This window comes from Bosea sp. BIWAKO-01 (assembly GCF_001748145.1).
Classification (GTDB): Bacteria; Pseudomonadota; Alphaproteobacteria; order Rhizobiales; family Beijerinckiaceae; genus Allobosea.
Genome location: NZ_BCQA01000001.1, coordinates 2,419,643 through 2,445,551, shown reverse-complemented (window position 1 = coordinate 2,445,551; position 25,909 = coordinate 2,419,643). Strand labels below are relative to the sequence as shown.

Here is a 25,909-nt window from a genome sequence, read left to right as displayed (position 1 = left end):
CGCGCGCGGCGCCGGGAAGGTCTGCGCTCTTGCGCAGGCGCTCCGGCCGGAGGTGCGTCATGATCACGATCCGCGAGGAAACCGCGTTCGACATCCAGGCCCGTGAGGCCCTGCTCGACCGTTGCTTCGGCGAGCGCCGTTTCGCCAAGACCAGCGAACGCCTGCGCGAAGGCCGGATGCCGGCCGCCGGGCTGGCGCTGGTCGCGGAACGCGACGGCGCAGTCGTGGCGACCGTCAGGCTCTGGAACATCGATGCCGGCGGCCATGATGCGCTGCTGCTCGGGCCGCTCGCCGTCTCGCCTGACCTGCACGGCGAAGGGCTCGGCAAGACGATGATGCGCGAGGCGATCTGGCGCGCCGCCTGCCATGGCCACGGCGCTGTGCTGCTGGTCGGCGATGCGCCCTATTACGCTCGGTTTGGCTTCTCGGCCGAGCCGATGCGCGATCTTGCCATGCCCGGCCCGGTCGAGCGCGAGCGCTTCCTCGGCCTCGAACTGCGCCCCGGCGCGCTCACGGGCGCCGCCGGCGTCCTGTCCGCAACGGGGCGCCTGATCGAGCCCCTGCCTGCCGCGGCGCTCGCAGCCTGATCGCGAGCGTCACCGCGGCGTCATCCGCACCGGATTGTCTTCAGCGTCGTCGGGGTCGAAATCGACCCTGGCGGCGCAAAAATGGCGTTCCGGATTGACGAGCGCGGCCGCTCTCCATACGAGCCCGCGAAAGATCTACCCCCGTTCCACCCCAACCAAGGAAACATCATGACTCATTGGCCCGTCCACGGCACCATCACCGGACCGATCGTAATGATCGGGTTCGGCTCCATCGGACGCGGAACACTGCCGTTGATCGAGCGGCATTTCGAATACGACCGCAGCCGCTTCGTCGTCATCGACCCGCATGACACCAACCGTGCCCTCCTCGACGAGCGCGGCATCCGCTTCATCCAGGAAGCGGTGACCCCCGAGAACTACAAGAGCCTGCTGCAGCCCCTTCTCACCGAAGGCGGTGGCCAGGGCTTCTGCGTCAATCTGTCAGTCGACACCGGCTCGCTCGACATCATGCAATTCTGCTCCGAGCTTGGCGCACTCTATATCGACACCGTCAACGAGCCTTGGCTCGGCTTCTATTTCGACCACAGCAAGGGTCCCGAAGCCCGCTCGAACTATGCGCTGCGCGAAGCCACCATGGCTGCCAAGCGCGCGCGTCCGGCCGGCACCACCACGGCGGTCTCCTGCTGCGGCGCCAATCCCGGCATGGTCTCATGGTTCGTTAAGCAGGGCCTGCTCAACGTCGCGGCCGATCTCGGCCTCCAGACCCCCGAGCCCAAGAACCGCGCCGAATGGGGCGCCCTGATGCAGCAGGTTGGCGTCAAGGGTATCCATATCGCCGAGCGCGACACCCAGCGGGCCAAGCATCCCAAGCCGCGCGATGTCTTCGTCAACACCTGGTCGGTCGAGGGCTTCGTCTCGGAAGGCCAGCAGCCGTCGGAACTCGGCTGGGGCACGCATGAGCGCTGGATGCCGGAGAACGGTCGCACGCATGAGGCAGGGTGCCAGTCGGCGATCTACCTGCTCCAGGCCGGCGCCGAGACGCGCGTGCGGAGCTGGTGCCCGACGCCCGGCCCGCAATACGGCTTCCTGGTGACGCATAACGAGGCGATCTCGATCTCCGATTACTTCACGGTGCGCGACGAGGCCGGCAACCCGGCCTATCGGCCGACCTGCCACTATGCCTATCACCCGGCCAATGACGCCGTGCTGTCCCTGCACGAAATGTTCGGTCGCGCCGGCAAGGTGCAGGAGAAGCAGCACATCCTCGAGGAGAACGAGATCGTCGACGGCATCGACGAACTCGGCGTGCTGCTCTACGGCCATGGCAAGAACGCCTACTGGTTCGGCTCGCAGCTCTCCGTGGAAGAGACCCGCCGGATCGCGCCTTATCAGAACGCGACCGGCCTGCAGGTGACCTCCGCCGTGCTCGCCGGCATGGTCTGGGCGCTGGAGAACCCGAAGGCCGGCATCGTCGAGTCCGACGAACTCGATTTCCGTCGCTGCCTCGAAGTGCAGTTGCCCTATCTCGGCCCGGTTGTCGGGACCTATACCGACTGGACGCCGCTGCAGGATCGCCCGGGCTTCTTCCCGGAGGATATCGACACCAGCGATCCCTGGCAGTTCCGGAACATCCTCGTCCGCTGACGAGCGCGCCCCTCGGGCGAAGCATCGCGGGCCCGGGAAACCGGGTCACGTGCTGCTCCGCTCGAAGCCGGGCAGCACGTTCGCAAACAAAAAGGCCCGCCGATCAGGCGGGCCTTTCTCATATCTGCCTGGTCGGTTCAGAAACCCGGCGTCGAAAACGTGTTCCGGAACGGATTCACGCCGGCGCCGATGCGCGGCGGCAAGGTGCTTTCGCCGTAGAGCTCAGCGACATTCGAATAGACCGGGGGTGAGATGAGCTGCTGGGTGGCGTACCGGTTTAGCGAGCCGACCGGCACGACATTGCCGGGGTCGAGATAGCTGCGCTTCTGCACGATCACGCGCAACGGCTTACGCTGCTGCTGCTGCTGCTGCGCCTCGGCCACCGAAGCGACCGCGGTCAACGCCACGAGCGAAATGCCGAGACCGGCGGCGAGACGCTTGAAGGAATTCATGGCGGAGGTCTCCTGAGGCGATGACCAAGGGGAAGTAAGACGGCGATTGATAGCGCCAAATCTATCCGGCCGCGGTTAACGCTTTTACTGCCCCATGCCTCTGAGATAACGCTCCGGCAGCCGATTTCAACGGCGGCCCCCTCACCTTTTCGCGGCCGTCCTGAGGCCCGTCGCCGTGCCGTCGGCGTCGCTCGATGAGGTCTTGCGACCGGTCGCGGATGGACGCGGCAGGGAGCAGGCGCCGTCGCGGTTGCGTTCAGCTGCGACAAAGGCGCCGCGCAGCGCATGGTCCTCGCCGGAACCGAGCAGGGCGAGCCCGTCGACCAGGCAGGCCAGTTGCTGACGATCGGCCGGGCGCGCCGCCCCACCGCACCACCAGCCGCTCAGCCGCAGAGGTGTGTCGCCGCCACGGTGCCGGAAGCCGATGCAGGCGCGTTCAGTCGCACCATCGCTCAGGGTCACATCCGTGGCTTCGACGGAGCCGAATTTGGTGGAGAGCCCTGTCGGCGCACCGCTGCGCTGCACGGACATGCCACGGGCAGCAGCCTCGCGCACCAGCGCGATGATGAAGGGCTGCGTCAGATGATCGTCGCCATGGTCGACGACGAGACGCAGCAGCAGATGCGGCTTTGCCTCGGCGAACGCCCCGAAGCTCAGCACATCCTCGCGCTTCGTGCCGTCCTGGCTCCGGCTCGCCTCATAGACCGGGGACTGGCGCTCCAATTCCGGTGAATCGAGGCCAAACATGGCGGTCGGCCGCGCGATCCTGGTCCAGTCTTCATGTCGGGCGCCGAGCAGGCGCGGCTCCTGGCGAACGTCCCGAACGGGCCGGATCTCCGCAGCCGGTTGTTCGGCAAGGCTGGCGATCTGCATCTCGCCGCCATCGCCCGAAAGGCCCGTGACGAGCGCAGCCGCCATCCCGATACCGGTTACGGCAGCCAGGCCGCGCCAGGCCAGACCGCCGGTCAGGCCGAGGCCACGATGGCGGACGGCCGCGCGCAGCCAGCGGAGGATTGTCCGCATCGCGGTTTCGACATGGTCCATCACGCTGATCAAGGCGCCAATCGGATCGGGACCGCCGAACTTGCCCTTCACACTGCCCGCCACAGGCAAGGCACGATGTGCGGCCGCCGAGCCCAAATCGCGGCAGCTCGAGCCGAGCCGGCGAAAGCCATTGACCAGTAACGCTGCGAACTCATGCGACACGACAAGACCCCGCTCGTTGCCTGCGCCTCCGCGCCAGCAGCCCGTCCTCACCCGCGGGTGAGGCTGAAGGCATCGGGGTCAGTATCGGGTTACCAGCGGCCGGCGAACCGCGATTGTCGTGAATCGCAGGTTAGGAGGCAGGGTTAATCTCGTCCTGACGCGCTGGGCTGCCGAGACCAATTGACTTTTTATCGCCGCGGGTGTTCTGGATTGGCATCGCGAGGCGAGTATCCACTCGAGCGCGACCGCGAATGCTTTCAGCCCTATGGGATTTGGCTCTGTGATTGTCGCCCTGACGACGAAACGCACGACCAAAACGACGACCGGCACACTCCGGACGTCGCGCTGACGCTTCGCCTCGGTTCCGGGCCCTCCCCCCCGGCGGGGGCTAAGGCCGAACCCGCCATCCAGACCAGGCGGGTCGGCATCTCCCGGGGGAGACAGAACCGGTTACTTCCAAAAGGAACAACAGCATGAGCTTCAAGGTCGCGGTTGTCGGCGCCACAGGCAATGTGGGTCGCGAAATGTTCGACATCCTTGCCGAGCGGGCCTTCCCGGTGAGCGAGGTCGTGGCGCTTGCCTCCTCGCGCTCGATCGGCACCGAGGTCTCCTTCGGCGACAAGACGCTGAAGGTGAAGGCGCTCGATCACTATGATTTCTCCGACACCGATATCTGCCTGATGTCGGCCGGAGGCGAGGTCTCGAAGCAATGGTCGCCGAAGATCGGCAGCCAGGGCTGCGTCGTCATCGACAATTCCTCGGCCTGGCGCATGCATCCCGACGTGCCGCTGATCGTGCCGGAGGTGAATGCCGCAGCGGCCGCCGGCTTCTCCAAGATGAACATCATCGCCAACCCGAACTGCTCGACCGCGCAGCTCGTCGTGGCCCTGAAGCCGCTGCACGAACGCTTCGGCGTCAAGCGCGTCGTCGTCTCGACCTATCAGTCGGTCTCCGGCGCCGGCAAGGAAGGCATGGACGAGCTCTTCAACCAGACGCGCGCCGTGTTCTCGGCTGGCGACGTCGTCACCAAGAAGTTCCCCAAGCGCATCTCCTTCAACCTCATCCCGCAGATCGACGTCTTCATGGAGGACGGCTTCACCAAGGAAGAGTGGAAGATGATGGCGGAGACCAAGAAGATCCTCGATCCGAAGATCAAGCTGACTGCGACCTGCGTTCGCGTCCCGGTCTTCATCGGCCATTCCGAAAGCGTCAACATCGAATGCGAGAAGCCGATCACCGCCGACGAGGCGCGCGAGGTGCTCCGCACCGCGCCCGGCATCCTCGTCATCGATAAGCACGAGCCCGGCGGCTACATCACCCCGCACGAGGCGGCCGGTGAGGACGCGACCTATATTTCGCGCATCCGTGAGGACAATACCGTCGAGAACGGTCTCGCCTTCTGGTGCGTCTCGGACAATCTGCGCAAGGGCGCAGCCCTGAACGCCGTGCAGATCGCCGAGGTGCTGATCAACCGCAAGCTGATCCAGCCGCGCAAGAAGGCGGCCTGATCCCGACAGCTCGGAAAGCTCTACGAAGGCGGGCGCAAGCCCGCCTTTTTCATGAACGGGCCCAGGCGCATGGGCGCTGTTCCGAGTTTGCGCGCCCGCCGCAGGCAAATCCTGCTAGCGTCGTTCCACTCTCCAGTTCCGGCGTCGCCTTGTCCTCTCCCCACCCTTCAAAAGCTCCGGTACCGGCTTTGCCCGCGCATGCCGAGGCCGTCCCTCACGTGCCGCAACGTCGCGACGCCGCGCTGCGCGGCATCGGATTGATGCTGCTTGCCAGCATCTTCCTGTCCAGCGCCGACGTCGCTTCGAAATATCTCGCGGCGACGATGCCTGCGCTCCAGATCACCTGGCTGCGCTATGCCGCCTTTGCGGCGATCATGTTGGCGGTGGCACTGCGCGGCGGCGCAGCACGCCTGCGACCGAAGCGTCTGCACATGCAGTTGCTGAGAGGCGTCGCGGTCACCCTCTCCTCCATCATCTTCGTCTCGTCGCTGCGATACCTGCCGATCGCTGATGCCACCGCGACGAGCTTCATTGCGCCGCTCTTCGTCACGGCCTTGTCGATCCCGATGCTTGGGGAGAAGGTTGGCTGGCGGCGCTGGACCGCGACCTTGGTCGGCTTGGCCGGTGTCCTGATCATCGTCCGGCCGGGAGGCGCCAACTTCCACGCCGCGTCGCTTTTGCCAGCGCTTTCAGCCGCGACCTGGGCCTTTGCTCTGATCGTCACCCGCATGATGAGCACCACGGAGGACCCGGTGACGACGCTGACCTGGTCGGCCGTGGTCGGCTTCCTGCTGCTGACCCTGCTGCAGCCTCTCGGCTGGCAGCCACTGACGGCGGAGGCGATCGCCATCGGCATCTTCATCGGCGTCGCTTCGACCATCGGGCACTGGTTCGTGATCATCGCCTTCCGCCATGCCGACGCCTCGCTGCTCGCGCCCTTCTCCTATGTGCAACTGCTCTGGGCCTCGGTCTTCGGCTTCTTCCTGTTCTCGGTCCTGCCGGATCTCTTCACCTTGCTGGGCTCGGTGATCATCGCCGCCTCGGGCCTCTACACTGCCCATCGCGAGCGGATGCGGGCGCGAGCCCTGTAAGCGGACTATCGCTTGCCGTATCGCGCCAGGAACATCGCGACCGCCGAGGCAACCACGCGGGAGATTTCGGCATCGGACGGTCGCTCGCGCACCGCATTGAACAGGCGCGGTCGCAGCACGGTCGACTGGCACAGGTCAACGAACTGCACGGCTGCCAGCGCGGTATCGTCGATCTCCAGCTGTCCCTCCGCGACCTTGCGGTCGAGATAGCCGGCAATGCGCCGTGCGCCCTGCAGCGGACCGTTCTCGTAGAACTCCCGGCCGAGATCGGGCATGCGCTCCGCCACGCCAACGACGATACGCTGGGCGCTGAGCGCAAAATCGCAGACCAGGAGCTGAACGATCCGCTCGCCGAAATGCGTCAGCGCATGACCGAGATCAGGATCATCGTCGAGCGCTTCGAAAATCCCGCGCTTCTGTTCTTCACGCTCGCGCTCGATCAGGGCGACGAAGAGATGTTCCTTATCCTCGAAATAGACATAGAGCGTGCCCTTCGAGACGTTCGCGGCCGCGGCAATGTCGCTCATGCTGGCATTGTCGAACCCGCGCGTCAGGAAGACCTCATGGGCTCCGTCCAGGATCTGGCGACGTTTGTCGGGATCTGCGCCCGCCGCACGCCGTTTCCGGCGCGGCGGCACCCCTGCGATATTCACAACCTCGTCCATAACCCCATCTCGTCCCGGCATTTTGCGCCGCACAAAAATAATCGAACCGGACAGTTCGATTTCACTTGATATGCGCCATCACCAGCGCTATTTCAACTGAAATCGAACCGATCGGTTCGAACAGAGATTATCAGGATCGCCTATGTCCGCCGAGACAAAGACTGAGTCGCGTCGGGACCGGCTGAAGCTGGTCGACCACACGCTCGAAACCACGCCGCTCCCCGCCCAGGCCCGCAAGGCCGACGAGGCGGCTCCACGCGAAGCGCAGAGCCCTGCCGCCGCCAAGCCGCGCGGCAAGACGGTGCGCCATGCGGGGATGATGCTGCTGGCGACAGCCGCGCTCGGCACCGGACTCTGGTTCGGTGTCGACTGGTGGCGCAATGGCCGCTTCATCGTTTCGACTGACGACGCCTATGTTGGCGCCGAGATGGCCACGATCTCGGCCAAGCTCGCAGCCAATGTCGCAACTGTCGCCGTCAAGCAGAACCAGCAGGTCAAGGCCGGCGAGCCACTCGTCACCCTCGACGATGGCGACCAGCGCATCGCACTGGAAAGCGCCCGCGCCAAGAGCGCGACGGCAGCCGCGACGCTGCTGCGCATCGACAGCCAGATCGAGGCCGGCCGTGCCAGCCTGCTCCAGGCCCAGGCGCAGCGCGACTCGACCCAGGCCGATATCATCCGCACCGCCGCCGATTTTGACCGCGCCAACAGCCTTGCCGCCAAGTCCTACGGATCGCAGGCGACGCTGGATGCGGCGACGGCAGCGCGGGACCGGGCCCGCGCCGCACTGGCCAGCGCCGAGGCCGGGGTCTCCGCGGCCGAAGCCAATATCAAGGTGCTGGAGGCGCAGCGCAACGAAGCCTCCCGTCAGATGGACGAGCTGAAGGTCGCCGAGGACAAGGCCGCCCGTGACCTGTCCTTCACCAGGATCGCCGCGCCGATCGACGGACTGGTCGCCAACACCAATGTCCAGCTTGGCGACCTCGTCAGCGCCGGCAAGCGGCTGATGTCGATCGTCCCGCTCGACCAAGTCTACATCGATGCCAACTTCAAGGAGACGCAGGTCGGCGGCCTGAAGATCGGCGACAAGGCAAGGGTCACGGTCGACGCCCTGCCCGATCAGGTCTTTGACGGCGTCGTCAGCGGCATTTCCGGCGGCACAGGTTCGGTGTTCTCGCTGCTGCCGCCTGACAACGCCACCGGCAATTTCACCAAGATCGTCCAGCGCGTTCCGGTGCGCATCACGCTCAGCCCGGAAGCCATCGCGCGCCATGCGCTGCGCCCCGGCATGTCGGTCGTGGTGAAGATCGACCCGCGCCCTCAGGCCTGAACGGAACCACAAGACCCATTCCGGACCGCGCTTAGCCACGATCCGGAATCCATGCAGCCGTAACGCCCACCGATTGCCCCCGGCTTTGCGCGGCCGATGCCGCGTGGCCGGGGTGACGGTCCGGAGCGCCAGGAAGACGAGGCCGTCATGGCCACTGCGACATTGACAGCCGGCACGCCGCCGGCCTCCGACGCCATCCCGATGCGGCGGATCTTCGCCTTCCTGGCGATGGTCTTCGGCATGTTCATGGCGATCCTCGACATCCAGATCGTCTCCGCGTCGCTGGCCGAGATCCAGGCGGGCCTGTCCGCCAGCGCCGACGAGATCGCCTGGGTCCAGACCGCCTATCTGATCGCCGAAGTGATCATGATCCCGCTCTCCGGCTATCTCAGCCGGGCGCTGTCGACCCGCGTCTTCTTCTCGATCGCCGCAGCCGGCTTCACGATCTCGAGCGTGCTGTGCGCGATGTCGTCCTCGATCAACGAGATGATCCTGTGGCGCGCGGTCCAGGGCTTCATCGGCGGCGGCATGATTCCCGGCGTCTTCGCGGCTGCCTTCACCATCTTCCCGGCCTCGAAGCGGCCGATCGTCTCGCCGCTGATTGGGCTTGTCGCGACGCTCGCGCCGACGATCGGCCCGACGGTCGGCGGCTATCTCAGCCATGCCTTCTCCTGGCACTGGCTCTTCCTCGTCAATGTCATCCCCGGCATCGGCGTCACCATCGCAGCCTGGACGCTGATCGATTTCGACAAGCCGCAGCCCGGCCTGCTCAAGCGCTTCGACTGGCTCGGCCTCGCCAGCATGGCCGCCTTCCTCGGCAGCCTCGAATATGTGCTGGAGGAAGGCACGCGGCTCGACTGGTTCCAGAGCCACGAGATCGTGTTCTTCACCGCTCTGATGCTGGTCGGCGCGGTCCTGTTCTTCTGGCGGGCGCTGACACGCGAGGATCCGCTCGTCGATCTCTACGCCTTCACCAATCGCAACTTCGCCTTCGGCTCGCTCTTCAGCTTCACGATGGGCATCGGCCTTTACGGGCTGACCTATCTCTACCCCGTCTTTCTCGGCCGCATCCGTGGCTACGACGCGCTGATGATCGGCGAGACGATGTTCGTCACCGGTCTGTGCATGTTCCTGACGGCGCCCGTCGCCGGCAAGCTGTCGCAGAAGCTCGATCCACGCGTGATGATGATGATCGGTTTCGCCGGCTTCGCCGCCGGCACCTATCTCGCATCCTTCATCACCAAGGATTGGGACTTCCACGAGTTGCTGCTGCCCCAGATCCTGCGCGGCGTCTCGCTGATGCTGTGCATGGTGCCGATCAACAATCTTGCGCTCGGCACCTTGCCTCCGGCCCAGCTCAAGAACGCATCGGGCCTCTACAACCTGACGCGCAACCTTGGCGGCGCGGTGGGCCTGGCCGTCATCAACACGCTGCTGAACACCCGCACCGACCTGCATATCACCCGGCTGCATGAAGCCGTCGCGGTCGGCAGTCAGGTCGCGGAAGAGCGGCTGGCCCAGATGATGCAGCTCTTCGCCGGCTATGGCGCCAATGCCGAGGCGATGGCGCTCGCCAAGATCAGCCAACTCGCCCACCGCGAGGCCTTGGTCATGGCCTTCGGCGATGTCTTTCTCGGACTGACCTGGATCTTTGCAGGTCTGGTCGTGCTGGCCGTGTTCATGCGCAAACCGCCGAAAGCGGCGCCCGCCGAGGCCGGGCACTAGCCGCGCCGGGACCTGGTGCACCGTGTCGCAGTCGGTCCCAGATTGACAACTGCGCGCGATCCCGCCAAATATAGCAATGATATCAGTAGTTTAGATGTTTTCTAAACTACGGGGCCGGCATGCCGGCGATGTGGAAGGCGTACCGATGAGCGTTTTGCCCGTGAAGGATCCCAGCCAGGCCCGTGCTGCCGCGGAACAGATTCCGTGGCCGCAGAAGAGCCCTGCTTCCTGCCCGATCAGCGCGGTGAAAACGCGGCTACGCAATGCTGGCCTGCGTCCGACAAGGCAGCGCATGGCGCTGGGCTGGTTGCTCTTCGCCAAGGGCGACCGGCACGTCAGCGCCGAGATGCTCTATGAGGAGGCGCTGCGCGCCCGCGAACCTCTGTCCCTTGCGACCGTCTACAACACGCTGCGGCAGTTCTCGGAAGCTGGCCTGCTGCGCCAGGTTTCGGTGTCCGGCCCCAAGACCTTCTTCGACACCAATGTGTCGGAGCATCACCATTTCTATAACGAGGATGACGAAACCGTCGTCGACATCCCTGGCTCGGAAATCCAGGTTTCCGGCCTGCCCGTCGCTCCGGAAGGCATGATGATCTCGTCCGTCGAGGTCATTGTCCGCCTGCGCAACGCCGATGGCGCCGAAGTCGAGACGCGGGTCGCCACCGGGGCTGGGCACCACGCGTGATCGTCTGCTCCTGCAACGTCCTGTCCTGCCGGCAGATCAAGGGAACCATTGCCCCCGATGGCACTGGGCCGGTGACGGCTGGCGAGGCCTATGACTGTCTGGGCTGCAGCCCGGACTGCGGACGTTGCGCCCGAGCCGTCAGGGCCATTCTTGCCGAGGCCCGCGCCGCCTGCGCCAGCCAATGCCATTCCTGCGCCAGTCGCGACGTCGAATGCGCGGTGCATGTCTCCGTCACCCAGATGATGGACGGACTGGCCGTAGAGGAAGACACGATCGCAGCCTGAGGCTCCGCAGCTGCGGTCTACGTCGATATTTCCCAGCCCCGGCGACACTTATCCCTTTCATTCTCCGGATTGCCGCTCTACATTAGGATCATTCTAATGTGATGCGAGCCCGAGGAGAGCTACGATGAAGGGTGACAAGAAGGTCATCGAATACCTCAACAAGGGGCTCCGCTCCGAGCTGACCGCGATCAATCAGTACTGGCTGCACTACCGGATGCTCGACAATTGGGGGCTGAAGGAGATGGCCAAGACCTGGAAGAAGGAATCGATCGAGGAGATGGTCCATGCCGACCGTTTCGTCGACCGCATCCTTTTTCTCGAGGGCTTCCCCAATCTGCAGACGCTTGATGCGCTGCGCATCGGCGAGAACGTCAAGGAAGTGATCGAGTGCGATCTCAAGGCCGAGGTCGAGGCCCGCGCGCTCTATCAGGAGGCTGCCAAGTATTGCCGCGAAGTCGGCGACTACCCGTCCGAGGACCTGTTCAAAGCACTGATGAAGGATGAGGAAGGTCATATCGACTTCCTCGAGACCCAACTCGACCTGATCGAGCGCGTCGGTATCGAACTCTACACCCAGAAGCATATCGGCGGACTCGAAGCGGACCACTGATCCCTGAAGCATTCCGACGCCAGTCGCGAGCCGGACCTGCCCCGCAGGTCCGGCTTTTTCGTAAGGAAGCAGTTGTTCAGAGTCGGAACAGGACCACCCGCCTTGACGACGCGGTTGAAAGCGACCTAATTCATAGGCTGATACCGACGTAGTTTGTAATGATTATCGTTCAATACTGAAGCTCTACGGAAGATCAGCGCCGAACCTTATCTGCCTTGAGCAGATTATCGACTTGGATCGCTGCGATGAATTCCGTTCCGCCATCTGATCTTGCTGGCAAAACAGCCCGTCTTCCCGAACAATCGGACGTTCCGGTCGTCGACGTCCGTCAACTGGTCGGCACTGGACGCGAGGTCATCCTGATGCATCTTGGCGAAGCCTATCGCCTGCGCGTCACCGCCCGCGACCGGCTCATCCTGACCAAATAGCTTCCCGCTCGCCAAGCCACGCGCTCCGTGCCAGAGAGCCTGCGAAGCGACCTCGCGGAGGCAGGCGAATGTCAATGAAGGTTGTCTCGGTCGGGCGGGATGCGGGACATGCATTCAGCAAGCCCATCGGAGACAGCATCCGGCTCCTGACCGGCCTGGGCGTCGAGGGGGACGCGCATTGCGGCATCACCGTTAAGCACCGCTCCCGCGTCGCAATCGACCCCTCGCAGCCAAACCTGCGCCAGGTTCATCTGATCCATGCCGAGCTTTTCGACGAACTGAAACTGGCTGGCTTTGACCTCGCGCCCGGCGACCTCGGCGAGAACGTCACCACCTGCGGCATTGATCTTCTGGGGCTGCCTGTCGGTGCCCGGCTGCAGCTTGGCAAGACCGCCAGCATCGAGATCACCGGCCTGCGCAACCCTTGCGCCCAGATCGAGGCGTTCCGTCCCGGACTCCTCGCCGCTGTCCTCGGGCGCGATCCCGAGGGCCGCCTCGTTCGCAAGTCCGGCGTCATGGCGATCGTTCTGGCAGGCGGCGAGATTCGTCCGGGCGATGCCATCAGCCTGACCCTGCCTGCCCTGCCGCATCGCGCGCTCGAACGGGTCTAGTCGAGCGCTCGCAGCCGGGACTAGATCGCCCCTGAGAGCCCACGCCAATCGAGGAGCGCAGCGTCGGCAGCTTGCCAGTGATCAGGCGTACGGGCTGCCAATAGGCCATGACCGTCTTGTCCGGCGCGATAGGGTGAACCATCCCAGCGCGCGATGTGGCCGCCAGCCTCGCTTAGGAACAACGCTCCGGGCAGATGATCCCATGGCAGCGTCCGCCAGAAGACGGCGAAATCACGGTCGCCAGCGGCTATGGCAGGATACTCGGCCCCCGCGCAAAGCAGCGGTGGTACGATCAGGGGCACGCGATCCAGGCGCGGCTCGATGGCCTCAAGCACGTCAAGCGGTAGGAAACGGGTGGAATTCGAGCCCGTCCGTAGTGTATCCGGCTTCCCACCAGCGACCACGGGCACTCCATTGATCTGCGCACCGCTTCCCAGCTCCGCGACATGAAGCTGGTTCGACAGCGGGTCGAGCATCCAGGCTGCGACGGTCTCGCCTTCGCGTAGCAATGCGAGCATGACAGAAAATGGTCCTCGGCCGGAAACAAAATTTCCCGTGCCGTCCAGCGGGTCAATCAGCCACACGGTGCCCTGACCGAGAGCGTCAGCCAATGCAGGGGTCCGTGCACAAGCTTCCTCGCCCACGATCCTGGCGGACGGATCGAGCAGCAGCAATTGTTCGCCAATCAACCGTTCCGCATGGTGATCGGCAGCAGTGACGAGCTCTCCCGGCGACTTTTCCACGATGTCGCGCGCGGTCAGATTGCGAAAGCGTGGCAAGATCGCCTCTGCAGCTGCCTCATGCAGGATTGTCGATACTCTTTCGATCAGACTCATCGATCTCGGCTCCCTATGTTGGGCTTTCCTTCCGGGTCTCGTCGATTCGACAAAGTCCGCCTACCGCATGTCGGCCAAGCCGGCACCGCGTTTCAAAGGAAGCCCTTCCGAACCGTCGTCTGATTTGCCAACACTGGCCGCGAAACAAAAAGGCCCGCCGAACCGGCGGGCCTTTCTTCAAACCGCGTGAGAACGCGCGATCAGATGAAACTGACGTTCGCAGCTTCCGGGCCCTTCTTGCCGGCGCGGATCGAGAAGCGCACGCGCTGCCCGTCCATCGGCGGCTGCAGGCCGCTGCGGCTCAGCGAGCTGACATGCAGAAACACATCCGGCCCGCCATTATCCGGCGCGATGAAGCCGAAGCCGCGATCGGAGTTGAAGAACTTCACGGCGCCGTCATAGGGCCCTTCCATCGGGGCGTTGTTGCGATCGCCATAGCCGCCACGATCGCCGCGGTCGTAACCGCCGCCACCGTAGCCACCACCACCGCCATAGCCGCCGCCACCACCGAAATCGTCACGCGGCGGGCGCGGCGAGAATGGACGCGGAGCGCGCTCGCCACGCGGGGCGGCGGGCGTCGCGGTCGAGGCATCGATCTCGTGCACGGCTACGACCTGAAGACCGCGGCGGCCTTCGCCGAGATCGGCAACGATCGTCGCGCCCGGCTGCAGATCCTGCGGATCGAGCGGACCGATGGACGAGACATGCACGAAGACGTCGCCGGATCCGTCGGCAGGAGAGGCGAATCCGAAGCCCTTCTCAGGGTCGAACCACTTGATCTTGGCTTCGATATTTTCGTGGGTGACGAAGGGAGCGGGAGCCGAGGGCTTACGACGATCGAACATGCGAGCTTCAAAAATCAGTGACCGGGAAGCGACAATCTAGCGCAAGCCGCGCCCGCCGTCATCGGGGGCGGAGCAGCTAAATTTTCGCCTTCATTCGGCTTCGCTGCAGCGGATAGTCTGCACCTTTTTGGGCATCTCGCCAATGGCCGGAAGGAATTGTCCGGTCGCGGGATCGAGCACCATCAGAACACCCGTCGCGACCGCGAAATAGGCGCCGTGCAGCTTCAGCCGGCCCTTGCCCTCGAGTATGCTGATGCAGGGAAAGGTCCGCAGATTGTCGAGCGACTGCTGGATCGATGCCAATGCCAGGCGCTCGACATAGCCATCCAGGTCCTCGTTGCGGCCGCGGCCGCCACTGCGCTGGGCCGCCGGATTGATCAGCGCGATCCATTTTCCGATGAAGTCGCCGGGCGAAAGCGGCCCTTGCGCATCATCGGCAAAGGCCCGGATGCCACCACAGCGGCCATGGCCCATGACGACGATATGCTCGACCTTGAGCGCCTGAACGCCATATTCGAGCGCGGCCGAGGTGCCGTGCATCTGGTCGTCGGGCGAGAATGGCGGAACCAGATTGGCGACGTTGCGCACCACGAACATCTCGCCGGGGCGCGCATCGAAGATGGTCTCGGGCGCGACACGCGAGTCGCAGCAGCCGATCAGCATGATTTTGGGAGTCTGGCCGGTCTCGGCGAGCTCCTCATAGCGGCTCTTCTCATGCGAGAAACGTTCATCGAGGAAGGCACGATAGCCTTCCGTGAGCCGATCAGGAAAAGACTGGGGTATGTCCATCGCCCCTGTTCGGACAGGAAACCGCTGCATTCGTCAAGAGATTTGTGCAGCGCGGGAGGAGCGAAGGCTCGCTAGCCCGATGCGAGGAACTGTTCCAGGCGCGCCGCGAGCAGGTCGGCTTCTCCCGCGATCAGCAGAGTCTTGAACCGCGCCGTACTGCCCGCAGCAAGCGTCACCGCAGAGCGCGAGACCGACAGGCTGCGTGCCAGCAGGGCGACCAGTGCCGCGTTGGCTCCCCCTCGCTGGGCGCGGCCCGCACCCGTGCCTTGAGCACGGCGCGGCCGTCGGCGAGGACCTCGATGCCATCGACCCCGTCGCGCCCACCGCGCGGGGTCAGCCTGACGCTCAGCCGCAATCCCCCGGGCGTCGCCGTCCAGGGAACGGCCATCTCAGAATACGGCAGGGTACAGATAGCGCTCGATCACGCGCTCGATGAAGAAGATGAGCAGCAGCAGGATGATGGGCGAGATGTCGATACCGCCGAGATTGGGCAACATGTTCCGGATCGGCCTGAGCACCGGCTCGGTCACCCGATAGAGGAAATCCCAGACCGAGGAGACGAACTGATTGCGGGTGTTGACGACGTTGAAGGCGATCAGCCAACTCAAAACCGCTGATATGATGAGGAGCCAAGTGTAGATGTTCAGCGCGAGCATCACCACGTCGAGAACGGCACGCATCGACATTCCTCTTGTCGTCTTAAGGCTGGTGACGCGGAAAGATTTCGCCATCGCCGAAAAACTCCCGGCGCAGGCGATTGACATTCACGCGACGCAAGGCCTAGAAGGCCAGCGCCTTGGGGCTGTAGCTCAGATGGGAGAGCGCTGCAATCGCACTGCAGAGGTCAGGGGTTCGAATCCCCTCAGCTCCACCAGGCTTTTCCTGGTGGAATTCGGCTAGCAAACCAAAGACTTGACGTGTTCGCGCGTCCGGCTCGTCGTCAGCGACGCACCAGTTCACCACCGCGCTTTTTTGCTGTCCTTTCCCCGCGTTTGGTTGGCGGTCGGATTGCTTCATGGAGCTAACCCACTGGCCGGATGACACTGGCGGATAGCGCAGCCCGAATGCTCCAACTGGTCGCGCCCACGAAATCCCCGAAGTAAGTATCGAGCGTCGTTGAGCGAGACGCCACCCGTCACGTGTCGCCGCAGAGGCGCCGCAAGTCCGCGAATTTTGGACCCCAGGGTAGGTTGAGCCTAGGATCAGGTGCAATTGGCGTTCCCGTGAGCAGGTTGATCAGCGATGGAGGCCAGATTGCAGTGGCAAAGACGTCTTGTTGCAGCCGGTTTCATGCTGCTGTCTGCCGGGCTTGCAGGATGCACCGTCACCGACGAAGCCTCCATGGAGGTGGCGCAACCGCTCGCTTACTCCGGCGAACAGCCCGTTGACCCGCAGCCAGCCTCGGACCGGGCAGGAATCGACCGGCTCATCGAACGACATTCCGCGCGTTACGAACTCCCTGCGGATTGGGTCCGTCGAATCGTCAAGCGCGAAAGCAACTATCGCCCGACTGCCCAGAAGAATGGCCATTTGGGCCTGATGCAGATCAAGCACGCGACGGCGCGGAGCATGGGTTATGCTGGCCCAGCGGCGGGGTTGCTCGATCCCGAAGTCAATCTCACCTACGGGATCAAATACCTGCGGGGAGCCTGGCTCGTGGCCGATCGCGACCAGGCCCGTGCCGACCGCTACTATCGGAACGGGTATTATTACGACGCCAAGCGGAAGGGGCTTCTCGAAGCAACCGGTCTCGGCAAGGACCGTACGCGATCATCCAAATCCCGCCACGCGACGGACAAAGCCCCCTGATTCGTTAGCGAAACGCGGCCATCCGCCTGCAGGCACCAGTCCTGCGCCGTCTCACGCCGGGACGGGCTTCAGCATATCCGGATCGTTCTCGAACACTGAGAGGCGGGGTGCGACGGCAAAGCCTTGGAACATCGGGTGCGATCTCCCGTTCAGCACCGGTGACCATCAAGCGTACCCCCTCTTTCGCGGTGAGTGGACGAACCGTGGCTGACGAGCATCAACTTATGCGTCCCGTCGCCGCTCTCGCGCCCGCCCGGGCGATCGATGGTGGCCTTGGCAATGTCGCCATTGGGGCCTTGATCGTGACTGCGCTCTATCTCGGGCGCGATGTCTTCGTTCCAATCGCCCTCGCTATCCTGTTCAGTTTTGTCCTCGCGCCGCTCGTCAAAGGGCTCCAGAAACTGCGGGTTCCACGTTCGCTCGCCGTCATCACTGTCGTTCTCATCGCCTTCTCGGCGCTCGGCGCCTTGACCGTGGCCATGGTCAATCAGGCAACCCAGCTCGCCGGAGAGCTCCCGGTCTATCAAAGCACGATGCGGGAGAAGATTGCTTCGCTCCGGGGCGCCGGCCCGGGCAGCGGTGTCCTCTCGCGCGCCGCGGATGTCCTGCAGGATCTGGGCAAGGAACTCGATAGGCCAAAAGCGAACGAGGGATCGTCCTTGAATTCCCCGGTCCGCCCCCCTGACGCGCGGCCAATCCCCGTCGAGGTCCACCAGCCGGAGCCCGGCGCCCTGGAGACGCTGCGCGCCTTTCTAACCCCTCTCATCCACCCGCTCACGACCACGGGTATCGTCCTGATCTTCGTCGTCTTCATCCTCCTGCAGCGCGAGGATCTGAGAAACCGGTTCATCCGGCTGACGGGGACCTATGACCTCCAGAAGACAACGGCTGCATTCGACGACGCCGCGCGCCGCCTCAGCCGGCTATTCCTGACCCAACTCGTCCTCAACGCCGGCTTCGGTCTCGTGATCGGCACCGGGCTCTGGATGATCGGCGTCCCGAGCGCCCTGCTCTGGGGCATTCTCTCGGCGATCCTTCGCTTCATTCCTTATCTCGGCGCCATCCTCTCCGCGATTTTCCCAATGGTGATCGCTGCATCCGTCGATCCCGGCTGGACCATGCTGGCCTGGACCGCCGCGCTGTTTCTGGTTGCCGAGCCGCTCGCCGGGCATGTTGTCGAACCGCTGGTCTATGGCCGCTCGACCGGCCTTTCGCCTGTCGCGATCGTCGTTGCGGCCACGTTCTGGACGTGGTTGTGGGGGCCGATCGGGCTGGTTCTTGCGACCCCGCTGACAGTTTGCCTAGTGGTCCTGGGCCGTCATGTCGAACGGCTCGAGTTTCTCGATGTCCTCCTGGGAGATCGGCCAGCACTGTCCGCTCCCGAGATCTTCTACCAGCGCGTGCTCGCCGGGGATCCCGCCGAGGCAGCGGACAAGGCCGAAGAGGTTCTCAAGGAGCGCTCCCTCTCCATCTACTATGACGAAGTCGCCCTGGAAGGTCTGCGGCTGGCAGCCAACGACGCGGCACGCGGCGTCCTTGATGCGACACGACAGACGCGCATCCTGGAAACTGTGCGTGAAGTCGTCGATGACCTCGCCGACCATGATGACCGCAATCCTGCAGTCGGGGAAACGACCAACGACCCCGAGGCAGAAGCAGCGATCGCAGAAACCGACGAGGCCGAAAGTTCGGCCGACCTGCCGATTCTGACATCCGAAGACCTGGGTGAGGCCTTCCGCGGCGAGGACAGGGTGGTTTGCATCGCCGCCCAGTCGGAGCTCGATGAAGCTGCCGCCCTGATGCTGGCTCAGATCCTCGGCAAGCATGGGCTCCCTGCCCGCGTGTTGCCTGCAGACACGCTCTCGACGAATAACCTCGCCGCGCTGGCAGCGGATCAACCCGCCCTGATCTGCCTCTGCTATCTCGACGGCACGAGCTCCGCTCATATGAAATACGCCATCAAGCGCCTGCGCCGCAGGCTGCCATCCGCGATCATCATCCTCGGCAGCTTGGCCCCGGCGGCCGGTTCGGCGGCTCAACTCAAGGCCTCGGTCCTCGCCGACGAGGTCGAAACGAGCCTTCGCGGCATGAGCAACGCCTGTTTGACGCACGCGATGCGCAATAGACCTCCATCGCCAGATGGCTGAGTAGGCCCAACATCGGAATGTCGGCAAACTTGGCGACCATGTCCGCCGGACATTCGCGCCAAGATGGCCCTGCGCTTTCGCACCAAGCGCTCTCCCCTATAGTCGTGGCGATCGTCCATCAGTGAGTGGAAACATGCGCGTAGCAATCGTTGGAGCAGGAGCGATCGGCGGGGTTGTCGCCTGGCATATGACCCAGGCGGGTCAGCGGCCCGTCATCATCGCGCGTGCCGAGACTGCTGCTCTGCTCGCAACCGAGGGCCTGACGCTCCAATCTCCCTCAGGGACAGAAACCGTGGCGGCGCAGGTCGCCACCGATGCAATCTCCGTGGGGGTCCAGGACCTCGTTCTGGTCGGGTTCAAGGCTCATGACTGGGCGAGCGGTCTCGATTCAATCCGGCCACTGATCGGGCCATCGACGATCGTTCTGCCGATGCTGAACGGCATTCCCTGGTGGTATCTGCAAGGTCTGGGAGCGCAGTTCGGCGACCGGAGGCTGGCATCAGTCGATGCGAGCGGTGCGATCGAGGCCTCCATTCCGGCCGATCAGGTTCTCGGCTGCGTCGTCTATATCGGTGCAAACCGGCCCGCGCCGAACGTCATCGCCTGGAACGGCAGAAAGCGTCTTGTTGTCGGCGAGCCATTGAAGCCGCGCGACAGCCGGCTGGCAGACGTCGTCGCGTTGTTGAGAGCGGGCGGGGTCGATAGCGAGCAGACCGAGGATATCCGGACTGAGGTCTGGCAAAAGCTGCTCGGCAATGCAGCTTATAATCCGCTTTCGGCCGTGACGGGGGCGACGGTCGACAAGATCGTGGGAGATCCTGCGGTCAGGGCCGTCGCAAAGTCGATCATGGCGGAATGCGTCGCGGTTGCCGCCGCGCTCGGAATCGAGAATCTGCCAGAGCTCGAGGCGCGCCTCGAACTGCCTCCGACATTGATCGGTGTGAAGACCTCCATGCTGCAGGACATGGAGGCGGGGCGCCCGCTGGAACTTGGCGCGATTGTGGGCGCTGTTGCGGAACTCGGTCGCCGGACGGGCGTGCCAACTCCCCTGATCGCGTGCGTCGGCGCCCTGGCGGCCAATGCCTGGCAGCAGCGATGGGGACGATGATCGGGGCGAGGTCGGAACTTTATCCCGCCGCGGCGAGACCGACCAAACGCTTGGGATGAGGGAGCGGCAGGACCAGCCGCCTCGACAAGGATCAATTTCTGTAGAAGACGGAGATCGGCGGGGCTATATCAAGTGTTCCTCTTTCGTTCGCGAGACATCGCATGACCCGGCGATCCGGCAGCGCCGACCTTCCGCTCCACCATGGCCGCGTGCCCGCCTGGCTCGGCCGGCGCATGACGCAGCTGGGCGCGGTCATCTGCGCGGCGATCATCCATCATTATGGCCGCGACGAGTTGCTGCGGCGGTTGGCGCATCCATTCTGGTTCCAGTCCTTCGGGGCGGTGATGGGAATGGACTGGCACTCGTCGGGTATCACCACCAGCGTGATCGGCGCGCTCAAGCGTGGGCTGACCCCGCTGTCGGGCGAGCTGGGCCTGCATGTCTGTGGCGGGCGGGGCAGCCATTCGCGCCAGACACCGGCCGAGCTCGAACAGATTGGAGCGAGGGTCGGGTTCGACGGACAGGCGCTCGCCACCGCGAGCCGGCTGGTCGCCAAGGTCGACAGTGCCGCCGTGCAGGACGGCTTCGACCTTTATCTCCATGGCTTCTTTGTCGGGAATGACGGCCATTGGGTCGTGGTGCAGCAGGGCATGAATGGCGATGGCGGCCTCGCCCGGCGCTATCACTGGCAGTCTGAAGGGCTGGGCAGTTTCGTCGAGGCGCCACATGCCGCCATCGATGGCAAGAACCAGGGCAGCATCATCAACCTGACCGACAGGCGCGCCGCGCTCTCCCGCAAAGGCCAGATCGATCTGCTGCGCGACATCGGACCGTCGGGGATCGTGAGGGAATTTGCGGCGCTGGAGCGCGACCGGGCGCCGCCGGTCCTGTCGCCGGCGCAGCTTTCCCTACCTCATCTCGTCATGCCGGCACATCACGAGGTCAGGCCCAAGGACGTCATCGCGCGACGGCTCCACGGTGCGCTCGCCGCAGCCGCCGACAGCGCGCCCGCCGATTTCTCGGAATTGCTGCTCGTGCCCGGCGTCGGCGCCCGCACGGTCCGTTCGCTTGCGATGGTGGCGGAAGTGATCCATGGCGCGCCGTGCCGGTTCGCCGATCCTGCGCGCTTCTCTCTCGCCCATGGCGGCAAGGACAGACAGCCCTTCGCCGTGCCCACCAAGGTCTACGACCAGACGATCGCGGTGCTGAAATCCGCCATCGATCAGGCAAAGCTCGGTCAGGACGACAAGCTCGCTGCCATCGCACGGCTGGACCGGGAAAGCCGGCGTCTGGAACGCGTCGTCAGCGGCCTGACGCTGGACGAGTACGTCACGCAGGAGAGACTACGCTCCGCGGAGTATGGTGGCCGGAGCGTCTTTGGCTGGGAGCTTCAGCACGGGACGCTAACGGCTTCGTGATGCGATGTTTGGCAAGTTCCAGGCTGTATCCGCTTAAGGTCGCGGGGACCGTCATTGGGGCTCTTCATGAGATTTCGCGCGCTTGCAGCACTTGCCCTCGCCGGACTCTTCGCTTCGGCTCCCCTGGTCTTTGTGGATCAAGCGCGTGCGCAGGAGACTGCGCCAGCGCGGCGAGATCAGGCCCAACCGGATGCGCCGGCCAGCCGACAGGATTCACGCGCCGTCACCGGCCAGGGCGTGGCCCTGCCGCAGCCTTCCGTCACGCGTCACGAATTGACCCTGCCCGGTCGTACGCTGCGCTATACGGCCACGGCCGGCGCGCTGCCGGTCAGTGATCAGTCCGGCCGCAAGCTCGCCGAAATAGCCTATATCGCCTATGTCCTCGACCGGGGTCAGGGCGTCCCCGCCTCGTCGCGTCCGGTCACATTTGCCTTCAATGGCGGACCTGGTGCCGCCTCGGCCTATCTCAATCTCGGCCTGATGGGGCCGAAGCGGCTGCCTTTCGGCCGACAGGGCGACGCACCGTCCATGCCGCCCCTCGTCGTCGACAATGCCGATACCTGGCTCGACTTCACCGATCTCGTCTTCATCGACCCTGTGGGCACGGGTTTCAGCCGCTTCGTCGCCGGCACCGACGACGCGCGCGGGCTGCTCTGGTCGGTAGAGGGGGACTACAAGTCGCTTTCACGCTTCGTCACCAACTGGCTGCGGCTGAACGAGCGCCTCGCTTCGCCGAAATTCCTCGTCGGCGAGAGCTACGGCGGGTTCCGCGCACCCAAGATCGCCAGCGAGTTGCAGACCGGAGACGGTGTCGGCGTCTCCGGCATCGTGATGCTCTCCCCGGTGCTCGACTTCACCTACCAGCGCGACGCCGGCAGTTCGCCGCTTCGCTGGGTGGTGTCGCTCCCGGCGATGGCCGCCGTGAAGCTGGAACGCGAAGGCAAACTCTCGCGCCAGACGCTCGCAGAGGCCGAGAACTATGCTGCCGGCGACTATCTCGCCGATATCCTGAAAGGACCGCGCGACCGCGACGCAACCAAACGCCTGGCCGACAGGGTCTCAGTGCTGACAGGGCTCGACCGGGCTCTCGTGGAGCGCATGGGAGGCAAGGTCGATGCAAGCACCTTTCTGCGCGAACTGGACCGCAGCAAAGGGCTGGTCGGCAGTCCCTATGACGGAACCGTGGCCGCCCTTGACCCCGATCCCGAAGCCGCACGCGGCAGGTTTCCGGACGCCGTGCTGGGCGCGATCACCGCTCCCCTGACGAGCGCAATGCTCAGTCACTATGCGAGCGATCTGAATTGGCGGCCCGAGGGGCGCTATTTCCTTTTGAACGAAGAGGTCAACCGCCGCTGGAGTTATGGCCAGGGTCGCGGCGACCGCGAATCCATCCGCGAGCTCCGCAATGTGCTCGCGCTCGATCCACGCCTCGAGGTCATCGTCGCACACGGGTTCACCGATCTCGTCACGCCCTATTTCGAGACCAAGCTGCTTCTCGATCAACTGCCTGCCTTGGGCGATCCTGCCCGCGTCAAGCTGCAGGTCCTTCCCGGCGGGCACATGTTCTATTCGCGCGACGCCTCGCGCGCGAATTTGCGCGAGGCGGCTCGCACCATGATCGAGGCCCGCCAGGGATTGTGACGAGGAGCCGGGGCCCGCGCTGAAGCTCCGCTTTCCCAGCTGATCACAGCGAATGCTGCCACGCCATGTCCAATGACATTGCGGGTGGCCAAGCACGGCGACATATAGGATTCTGCGCCGATTGAGCCGGGACAAGACGTTGAACAATCTAGGTGAATCGGCCGAGAGCAAACTTCGCGCCCGCGAAGCCGAGCTCGCACGGATCCAACGTATCGGGCAGATCGGCGGCCTGGAGGTCGACCTGCGCCACGGCGAATTCAAGAATGTCCGCTCGCCAGAGTATTTAGCCGTCCACGGATTACCGCCGGACGCGATCCATGAAAGCCACGAGGCCTGGGTTGCCCGGATTCATCCCGATGACCGCGAGCGTGTGGTGGGCCATTTCCTCGCCACCGTTAAGAGCCCTGCCACCGAGTACGAAGTCGAGTATCGCATCGTCAGGCCAAGTGACGGCCAGACGCGCTGGATCCTCGCAAAGGCCGAAATCACCAGGGACGCGCATGGCGGCGCGGTTCGCCTCGTCGGGGCCCATATCGACATTACCGCGAGGCGCCGCGCCGAAGAGCAGCGCGAGCTGATTGCCCGTGAGCTTTCGCATCGAATCGCGAACATCTTCACCGTCGTGAACAGTCTGGTGCGGATGGCGGCCCGCTTCGAGCCGGCGAGCAAGGGCTTCGCCGAGAAGCTGCAGAACCGGTTCCAGGCCCTGCATCGCGCCCATGCCTTCGTCGTCAACAAGGAGATCGGCGACGGTGGACTGAAGCTGTTACTGTCCCGCCTGCTCGACCCTTATCGGGAGGGCCAGGCAGATCGCGTGACCATTCAAGGAGAGGATGCTGCAGTCGGCCCAAGTGCAGCGACCGCGCTGGCGCTGATTTTTCATGAGTTGGCGACAAATGCGGTCAAGTACGGTGCGCTGTCCAGCGAAGGCGGGTCCGTGTCCGTTTCCACTGAGGTTCGGCAAGACCAGCTTGTCTTGACCTGGCAGGAGGCCGGGGGCCCCGGCTTGAGTGCACCATCCGGACAGCCCGGCTTCGGGAGCGTCCTGGTCGGACGGGCGGCGCAATCTCAACTCGGCGCCAAGATGCAATACTTCTGGCTGCCCACCGGCTTGGTCGCAGTGATCGAGGCAGGGCTTGCCGACCTGCGTTGCTGATCCACCCCGCCCTCCCCACGGCAAGGACGACCTGGCGTGGAGCGACAACCGATGGGACCGGCAGAACCCTTCTCGCGATGGAGGCAAAGAGGGTCGCCTGTGCGCGGAAGGTCCGCGATTTTGCGCGATGGACCCCAGTTTGACCCGCGTCCCGCAGCGCCTGAAACCGGCCTGATCGGACCATTCCGATCGCGCCGGACACAGATGGAATTAAGCGCGAACGGCACCGACGGCGGCGAAGCGATCGTGAAACGTCATGCCGGCCAGCATGGCCGCAACGAACAGAACGACCGGCAGATACCCCATGGAGAGGGCAGCAATCGCTGGCCCCGGGCAGAAGCCGGCCATGCCCCAGCCGAGCCCGAACAGGGCAGACCCCAGGATGAGCCGCCGATCGACCTGCCCGGGCGGCGGGATATGGAAATGCTCGCCGAGGACAGGCCGCTGCATCCGCCGCACCAGCGCCATTGCGCCCAGCGCAACGGCAAGAGCGCCGCCGAGCACGAAGGCGAGGCTCGGGTCCCAATGGCCGCTCCCGATATCCAGAAAGCCGATGACGCGGGCCGGGTCGAGCATGCCCGACAAGGCGAGGCCAAAGCCGAACAGGGCGCCGGCGACAAGGGCAACGAGAAGGCGTGGCAGGGGCTCTATCATCCGACGAGCCTCACGAGCGTGGCCGCAACGATTCCGGCGGCCAGGAAGGTGATGGTCGCAGCAATCGAACGGCGGGAAAATCGCGCAAGCCCGAGGATGCCGTGGCCCGATGTGCAGCCCGAACCCATCCGCGTGCCGAAGCCGACCAGCAGCCCGGCGATCAAAACGACGGGCAAGGAGGCGACGATCGTCACCTGCGGCCAGCGGCCGAAGGCGACGGCGAAGAGAACCGGACCGGCAACGAGCCGATCAGGAACGCGGCGTTGGCCGGCACCTGCGCGCCCTGCGCCAGCCGGCCCACGATGCCGCTGATGCCGGCGATGCGACCGTTGAGAAGCAGCAGCAGCGCCGCAGAGAGCCCGATCAGCATGCCGCCGAAGAGTGAGGGCCAGTAACTCATGATTGCGGGACCTCCGGCTCGCAGAAGATGTCATAGAGCGCGCGGATCAGCAGCGCCGCCTTGTCCGCCGTCAGGCGATAGAAGATCTGCTTGCCCTCCCGCCGCGTCTCGACGATCCCCGCCTCCCGCAGCACCGTGAGCTGTTGCGAGAGCGTTGGCTGGTGGATGCCGAGCCGGCTTTCGAGCGCGCCGACCGCGTATTCTCCCTCGGCAAGCATGCAGGCAAGCCTCAGCCGCACCGGATGGGCCATCGTCTTGAGCAGTCCCGCGACCTCCTCCGCGCGGGCCGCCATATCGACCGGCTTCGCAGTCTCGCTCG

The 25,909-nt window shown here is 64.6% G+C and carries 26 protein-coding genes, 1 tRNA gene and 2 pseudogenes; 18 read left to right on the top strand and 11 right to left on the bottom strand.

The window, feature by feature from the left end:
• Positions 1-59: 59 nt before the first annotated feature.
• The gene (locus BIWAKO_RS11275; protein ID WP_069878756.1) at positions 60-587 is read left to right on the top strand and encodes a GNAT family N-acetyltransferase; all 528 of its coding nucleotides are present in this window, start codon (positions 60-62) and stop codon (positions 585-587) included.
• Between the two features lie 168 nt (positions 588-755).
• Entirely contained in the window at positions 756-2,192 is a 1,437-nt protein-coding gene (locus BIWAKO_RS11270) for a homospermidine synthase (RefSeq protein ID WP_069878755.1), read from the top strand.
• Between the two features lie 137 nt (positions 2,193-2,329).
• Here the strand turns inward: BIWAKO_RS11270 and BIWAKO_RS11265 are convergent, their stop codons facing one another.
• Both BIWAKO_RS11265 and BIWAKO_RS11260 read right to left on the bottom strand, forming a co-directional pair.
• Positions 2,330-2,644 carry a hypothetical protein gene (locus BIWAKO_RS11265; protein WP_069878754.1) on the bottom strand — a complete coding sequence of 105 codons (315 nt, stop codon included), beginning with the start codon at positions 2,642-2,644 and terminating at the stop codon, positions 2,330-2,332.
• Positions 2,645-2,785: 141 nt separating this feature from the next.
• On the bottom strand, positions 2,786-3,850 hold the full coding sequence (locus BIWAKO_RS11260; RefSeq protein ID WP_141740042.1) for a hypothetical protein: 1,065 nt from the start codon (positions 3,848-3,850) through the stop codon (positions 2,786-2,788).
• Between the two features lie 473 nt (positions 3,851-4,323).
• Here BIWAKO_RS11260 and BIWAKO_RS11255 point away from each other — a divergent pair, with 473 nt between their 5' ends.
• Complete coding sequence (locus BIWAKO_RS11255) at positions 4,324-5,358, top strand: aspartate-semialdehyde dehydrogenase (protein WP_069878752.1); 1,035 nt, start codon at positions 4,324-4,326, stop codon at positions 5,356-5,358.
• Between the two features lie 218 nt (positions 5,359-5,576).
• Positions 5,577-6,449, top strand: coding sequence for a DMT family transporter (locus tag BIWAKO_RS11250; RefSeq protein WP_244523414.1), 873 nt, complete (start codon positions 5,577-5,579; stop codon positions 6,447-6,449).
• Between the two features lie 5 nt (positions 6,450-6,454).
• Here BIWAKO_RS11250 and BIWAKO_RS11245 read toward each other — a convergent pair whose 3' ends face one another.
• The gene (locus BIWAKO_RS11245) at positions 6,455-7,114 is read right to left on the bottom strand and encodes a TetR/AcrR family transcriptional regulator (RefSeq protein ID WP_084651261.1); all 660 of its coding nucleotides are present in this window, start codon (positions 7,112-7,114) and stop codon (positions 6,455-6,457) included.
• Positions 7,115-7,256: 142 nt separating this feature from the next.
• Here BIWAKO_RS11245 and BIWAKO_RS11240 point away from each other — a divergent pair, with 142 nt between their 5' ends.
• The 7 genes from BIWAKO_RS11240 to BIWAKO_RS11210 all read left to right on the top strand — a co-directional run bounded on the left by BIWAKO_RS11240 (position 7,257) and on the right by BIWAKO_RS11210 (position 12,787).
• Positions 7,257-8,444 carry an HlyD family secretion protein gene (locus BIWAKO_RS11240; protein WP_069878749.1) on the top strand — a complete coding sequence of 396 codons (1,188 nt, stop codon included), beginning with the start codon at positions 7,257-7,259 and terminating at the stop codon, positions 8,442-8,444.
• 147 nt (positions 8,445-8,591) lie between these two features.
• A complete protein-coding gene (locus BIWAKO_RS11235; RefSeq protein ID WP_069882376.1) occupies positions 8,592-10,169 on the top strand; it encodes a DHA2 family efflux MFS transporter permease subunit in 1,578 nt (525 codons plus the stop codon).
• A 145-nt stretch (positions 10,170-10,314) separates the two neighbouring features.
• Positions 10,315-10,854 carry an iron response transcriptional regulator IrrA gene (irrA, locus tag BIWAKO_RS11230; protein WP_069878748.1) on the top strand — a complete coding sequence of 180 codons (540 nt, stop codon included), beginning with the start codon at positions 10,315-10,317 and terminating at the stop codon, positions 10,852-10,854.
• Positions 10,851-11,138, top strand: a complete 288-nt coding sequence (locus BIWAKO_RS11225; RefSeq protein ID WP_069878747.1) for a (2Fe-2S)-binding protein — start codon at positions 10,851-10,853, stop codon at positions 11,136-11,138. Before irrA ends, BIWAKO_RS11225 begins: the two co-directional genes overlap by 4 nt.
• 124 nt (positions 11,139-11,262) lie before the next feature.
• Positions 11,263-11,748, top strand: coding sequence for a bacterioferritin (bfr, locus tag BIWAKO_RS11220; RefSeq protein WP_069878746.1), 486 nt, complete (start codon positions 11,263-11,265; stop codon positions 11,746-11,748).
• Between the two features lie 245 nt (positions 11,749-11,993).
• A complete protein-coding gene (hemP, locus tag BIWAKO_RS11215) occupies positions 11,994-12,176 on the top strand; it encodes a hemin uptake protein HemP (RefSeq protein WP_069878745.1) in 183 nt (60 codons plus the stop codon).
• A 68-nt stretch (positions 12,177-12,244) separates the two neighbouring features.
• Entirely contained in the window at positions 12,245-12,787 is a 543-nt protein-coding gene (locus BIWAKO_RS11210) for an MOSC domain-containing protein (protein WP_069878744.1), read from the top strand.
• 20 nt (positions 12,788-12,807) lie between these two features.
• Here the strand turns inward: BIWAKO_RS11210 and BIWAKO_RS11205 are convergent, their stop codons facing one another.
• From BIWAKO_RS11205 to BIWAKO_RS11185, 5 genes and pseudogenes are all read right to left on the bottom strand, one after another.
• Positions 12,808-13,623: an inositol monophosphatase family protein gene (locus BIWAKO_RS11205; protein ID WP_069878743.1), complete on the bottom strand. Its 816-nt coding sequence runs from the start codon at positions 13,621-13,623 to the stop codon at positions 12,808-12,810.
• Positions 13,624-13,823: 200 nt separating this feature from the next.
• Positions 13,824-14,468 carry a cold-shock protein gene (locus BIWAKO_RS37095; protein ID WP_069878742.1) on the bottom strand — a complete coding sequence of 215 codons (645 nt, stop codon included), beginning with the start codon at positions 14,466-14,468 and terminating at the stop codon, positions 13,824-13,826.
• A 90-nt stretch (positions 14,469-14,558) separates the two neighbouring features.
• Positions 14,559-15,257, bottom strand: a complete 699-nt coding sequence (locus BIWAKO_RS11195) for a carbonic anhydrase (RefSeq protein WP_069878741.1) — start codon at positions 15,255-15,257, stop codon at positions 14,559-14,561.
• Between the two features lie 71 nt (positions 15,258-15,328).
• Positions 15,329-15,645 (bottom strand): annotated as a pseudogene (locus BIWAKO_RS37550) (DUF167 family protein).
• A gap of 1 nt (position 15,646) precedes the next feature.
• Positions 15,647-15,937, bottom strand: a complete 291-nt coding sequence (locus BIWAKO_RS11185; RefSeq protein WP_069882375.1) for a YggT family protein — start codon at positions 15,935-15,937, stop codon at positions 15,647-15,649.
• Between the two features lie 118 nt (positions 15,938-16,055).
• Between BIWAKO_RS11185 and BIWAKO_RS11180 the strand changes: the two genes are divergently transcribed.
• The 7 genes from BIWAKO_RS11180 to BIWAKO_RS36620 all read left to right on the top strand — a co-directional run bounded on the left by BIWAKO_RS11180 (position 16,056) and on the right by BIWAKO_RS36620 (position 24,536).
• Positions 16,056-16,131 (top strand) — tRNA-Ala (locus BIWAKO_RS11180).
• Positions 16,132-16,547: 416 nt separating this feature from the next.
• Positions 16,548-17,066 carry a lytic transglycosylase domain-containing protein gene (locus tag BIWAKO_RS11175; RefSeq protein WP_069878740.1) on the top strand — a complete coding sequence of 173 codons (519 nt, stop codon included), beginning with the start codon at positions 16,548-16,550 and terminating at the stop codon, positions 17,064-17,066.
• Between the two features lie 224 nt (positions 17,067-17,290).
• On the top strand, positions 17,291-19,213 hold the full coding sequence (locus tag BIWAKO_RS11170) for an AI-2E family transporter (RefSeq protein ID WP_069878739.1): 1,923 nt from the start codon (positions 17,291-17,293) through the stop codon (positions 19,211-19,213).
• Between the two features lie 133 nt (positions 19,214-19,346).
• A complete protein-coding gene (locus tag BIWAKO_RS11165) occupies positions 19,347-20,321 on the top strand; it encodes a ketopantoate reductase family protein (RefSeq protein ID WP_069878738.1) in 975 nt (324 codons plus the stop codon).
• 161 nt (positions 20,322-20,482) lie between these two features.
• Positions 20,483-21,739, top strand: a complete 1,257-nt coding sequence (locus BIWAKO_RS11160) for a DUF763 domain-containing protein (RefSeq protein ID WP_084651259.1) — start codon at positions 20,483-20,485, stop codon at positions 21,737-21,739.
• A 66-nt stretch (positions 21,740-21,805) separates the two neighbouring features.
• Positions 21,806-23,380: a S10 family peptidase gene (locus tag BIWAKO_RS11155; RefSeq protein WP_069878736.1), complete on the top strand. Its 1,575-nt coding sequence runs from the start codon at positions 21,806-21,808 to the stop codon at positions 23,378-23,380.
• 139 nt (positions 23,381-23,519) lie between these two features.
• A complete protein-coding gene (locus BIWAKO_RS36620; RefSeq protein WP_069878735.1) occupies positions 23,520-24,536 on the top strand; it encodes a PAS domain-containing protein in 1,017 nt (338 codons plus the stop codon).
• Between the two features lie 210 nt (positions 24,537-24,746).
• Here BIWAKO_RS36620 and BIWAKO_RS11145 read toward each other — a convergent pair whose 3' ends face one another.
• The 3 genes and pseudogenes from BIWAKO_RS11145 to bigR all read right to left on the bottom strand — a co-directional run bounded on the left by BIWAKO_RS11145 (position 24,747) and on the right by bigR (position 25,883).
• Positions 24,747-25,190, bottom strand: a complete 444-nt coding sequence (locus BIWAKO_RS11145) for a YeeE/YedE family protein (protein WP_069878734.1) — start codon at positions 25,188-25,190, stop codon at positions 24,747-24,749.
• Positions 25,187-25,593: pseudogene (locus tag BIWAKO_RS11140) on the bottom strand (YeeE/YedE family protein). The gene BIWAKO_RS11145 and the pseudogene BIWAKO_RS11140 overlap by 4 nt, the downstream one beginning before the upstream one ends.
• Positions 25,587-25,883, bottom strand: a complete 297-nt coding sequence (bigR, locus tag BIWAKO_RS11135) for a sulfite-sensing transcriptional repressor BigR (protein ID WP_069882373.1) — start codon at positions 25,881-25,883, stop codon at positions 25,587-25,589. The pseudogene BIWAKO_RS11140 and the gene bigR overlap by 7 nt, the downstream one beginning before the upstream one ends.
• Positions 25,884-25,909 lie beyond the last annotated feature (26 nt).

Excerpts from the sequence above, each read along its gene's own strand:
- BIWAKO_RS11240 (WP_069878749.1), top strand. The coding sequence starts at position 7,257 with ATGTCCGCCGAGACAAAGACTGAGTCGCGTCGGGACCGGCTGAAGCTG.
- BIWAKO_RS11170 (WP_069878739.1), top strand. The coding sequence starts at position 17,291 with ATGCGTCCCGTCGCCGCTCTCGCGCCCGCCCGGGCGATCGATGGTGGC.
- hemP (WP_069878745.1), top strand. The coding sequence starts at position 11,994 with ATGAATTCCGTTCCGCCATCTGATCTTGCTGGCAAAACAGCCCGTCTT.
- BIWAKO_RS11185 (WP_069882375.1), bottom strand. The coding sequence starts at position 15,937 with ATGCGTGCCGTTCTCGACGTGGTGATGCTCGCGCTGAACATCTACACT.
- BIWAKO_RS11155 (WP_069878736.1), top strand. The coding sequence starts at position 21,806 with ATGAGATTTCGCGCGCTTGCAGCACTTGCCCTCGCCGGACTCTTCGCT.
- BIWAKO_RS11270 (WP_069878755.1), top strand. The coding sequence starts at position 756 with ATGACTCATTGGCCCGTCCACGGCACCATCACCGGACCGATCGTAATG.
- BIWAKO_RS11255 (WP_069878752.1), top strand. The coding sequence starts at position 4,324 with ATGAGCTTCAAGGTCGCGGTTGTCGGCGCCACAGGCAATGTGGGTCGC.
- BIWAKO_RS11175 (WP_069878740.1), top strand. The coding sequence starts at position 16,548 with ATGCTGCTGTCTGCCGGGCTTGCAGGATGCACCGTCACCGACGAAGCC.
- BIWAKO_RS11245 (WP_084651261.1), bottom strand. The coding sequence starts at position 7,114 with ATGGACGAGGTTGTGAATATCGCAGGGGTGCCGCCGCGCCGGAAACGG.
- BIWAKO_RS11165 (WP_069878738.1), top strand. The coding sequence starts at position 19,347 with ATGCGCGTAGCAATCGTTGGAGCAGGAGCGATCGGCGGGGTTGTCGCC.
- BIWAKO_RS11235 (WP_069882376.1), top strand. The coding sequence starts at position 8,592 with ATGGCCACTGCGACATTGACAGCCGGCACGCCGCCGGCCTCCGACGCC.
- BIWAKO_RS11205 (WP_069878743.1), bottom strand. The coding sequence starts at position 13,623 with ATGAGTCTGATCGAAAGAGTATCGACAATCCTGCATGAGGCAGCTGCA.
- BIWAKO_RS37095 (WP_069878742.1), bottom strand. The coding sequence starts at position 14,468 with ATGTTCGATCGTCGTAAGCCCTCGGCTCCCGCTCCCTTCGTCACCCAC.
- BIWAKO_RS11160 (WP_084651259.1), top strand. The coding sequence starts at position 20,483 with ATGACCCGGCGATCCGGCAGCGCCGACCTTCCGCTCCACCATGGCCGC.
- bigR (WP_069882373.1), bottom strand. The coding sequence starts at position 25,883 with ATGGCGGCCCGCGCGGAGGAGGTCGCGGGACTGCTCAAGACGATGGCC.
- BIWAKO_RS11145 (WP_069878734.1), bottom strand. The coding sequence starts at position 25,190 with ATGATAGAGCCCCTGCCACGCCTTCTCGTTGCCCTTGTCGCCGGCGCC.
- BIWAKO_RS11210 (WP_069878744.1), top strand. The coding sequence starts at position 12,245 with ATGTCAATGAAGGTTGTCTCGGTCGGGCGGGATGCGGGACATGCATTC.
- BIWAKO_RS11275 (WP_069878756.1), top strand. The coding sequence starts at position 60 with ATGATCACGATCCGCGAGGAAACCGCGTTCGACATCCAGGCCCGTGAG.
- BIWAKO_RS11195 (WP_069878741.1), bottom strand. The coding sequence starts at position 15,257 with ATGGACATACCCCAGTCTTTTCCTGATCGGCTCACGGAAGGCTATCGT.
- irrA (WP_069878748.1), top strand. The coding sequence starts at position 10,315 with ATGAGCGTTTTGCCCGTGAAGGATCCCAGCCAGGCCCGTGCTGCCGCG.
- bfr (WP_069878746.1), top strand. The coding sequence starts at position 11,263 with ATGAAGGGTGACAAGAAGGTCATCGAATACCTCAACAAGGGGCTCCGC.
- BIWAKO_RS11265 (WP_069878754.1), bottom strand. The coding sequence starts at position 2,644 with ATGAATTCCTTCAAGCGTCTCGCCGCCGGTCTCGGCATTTCGCTCGTG.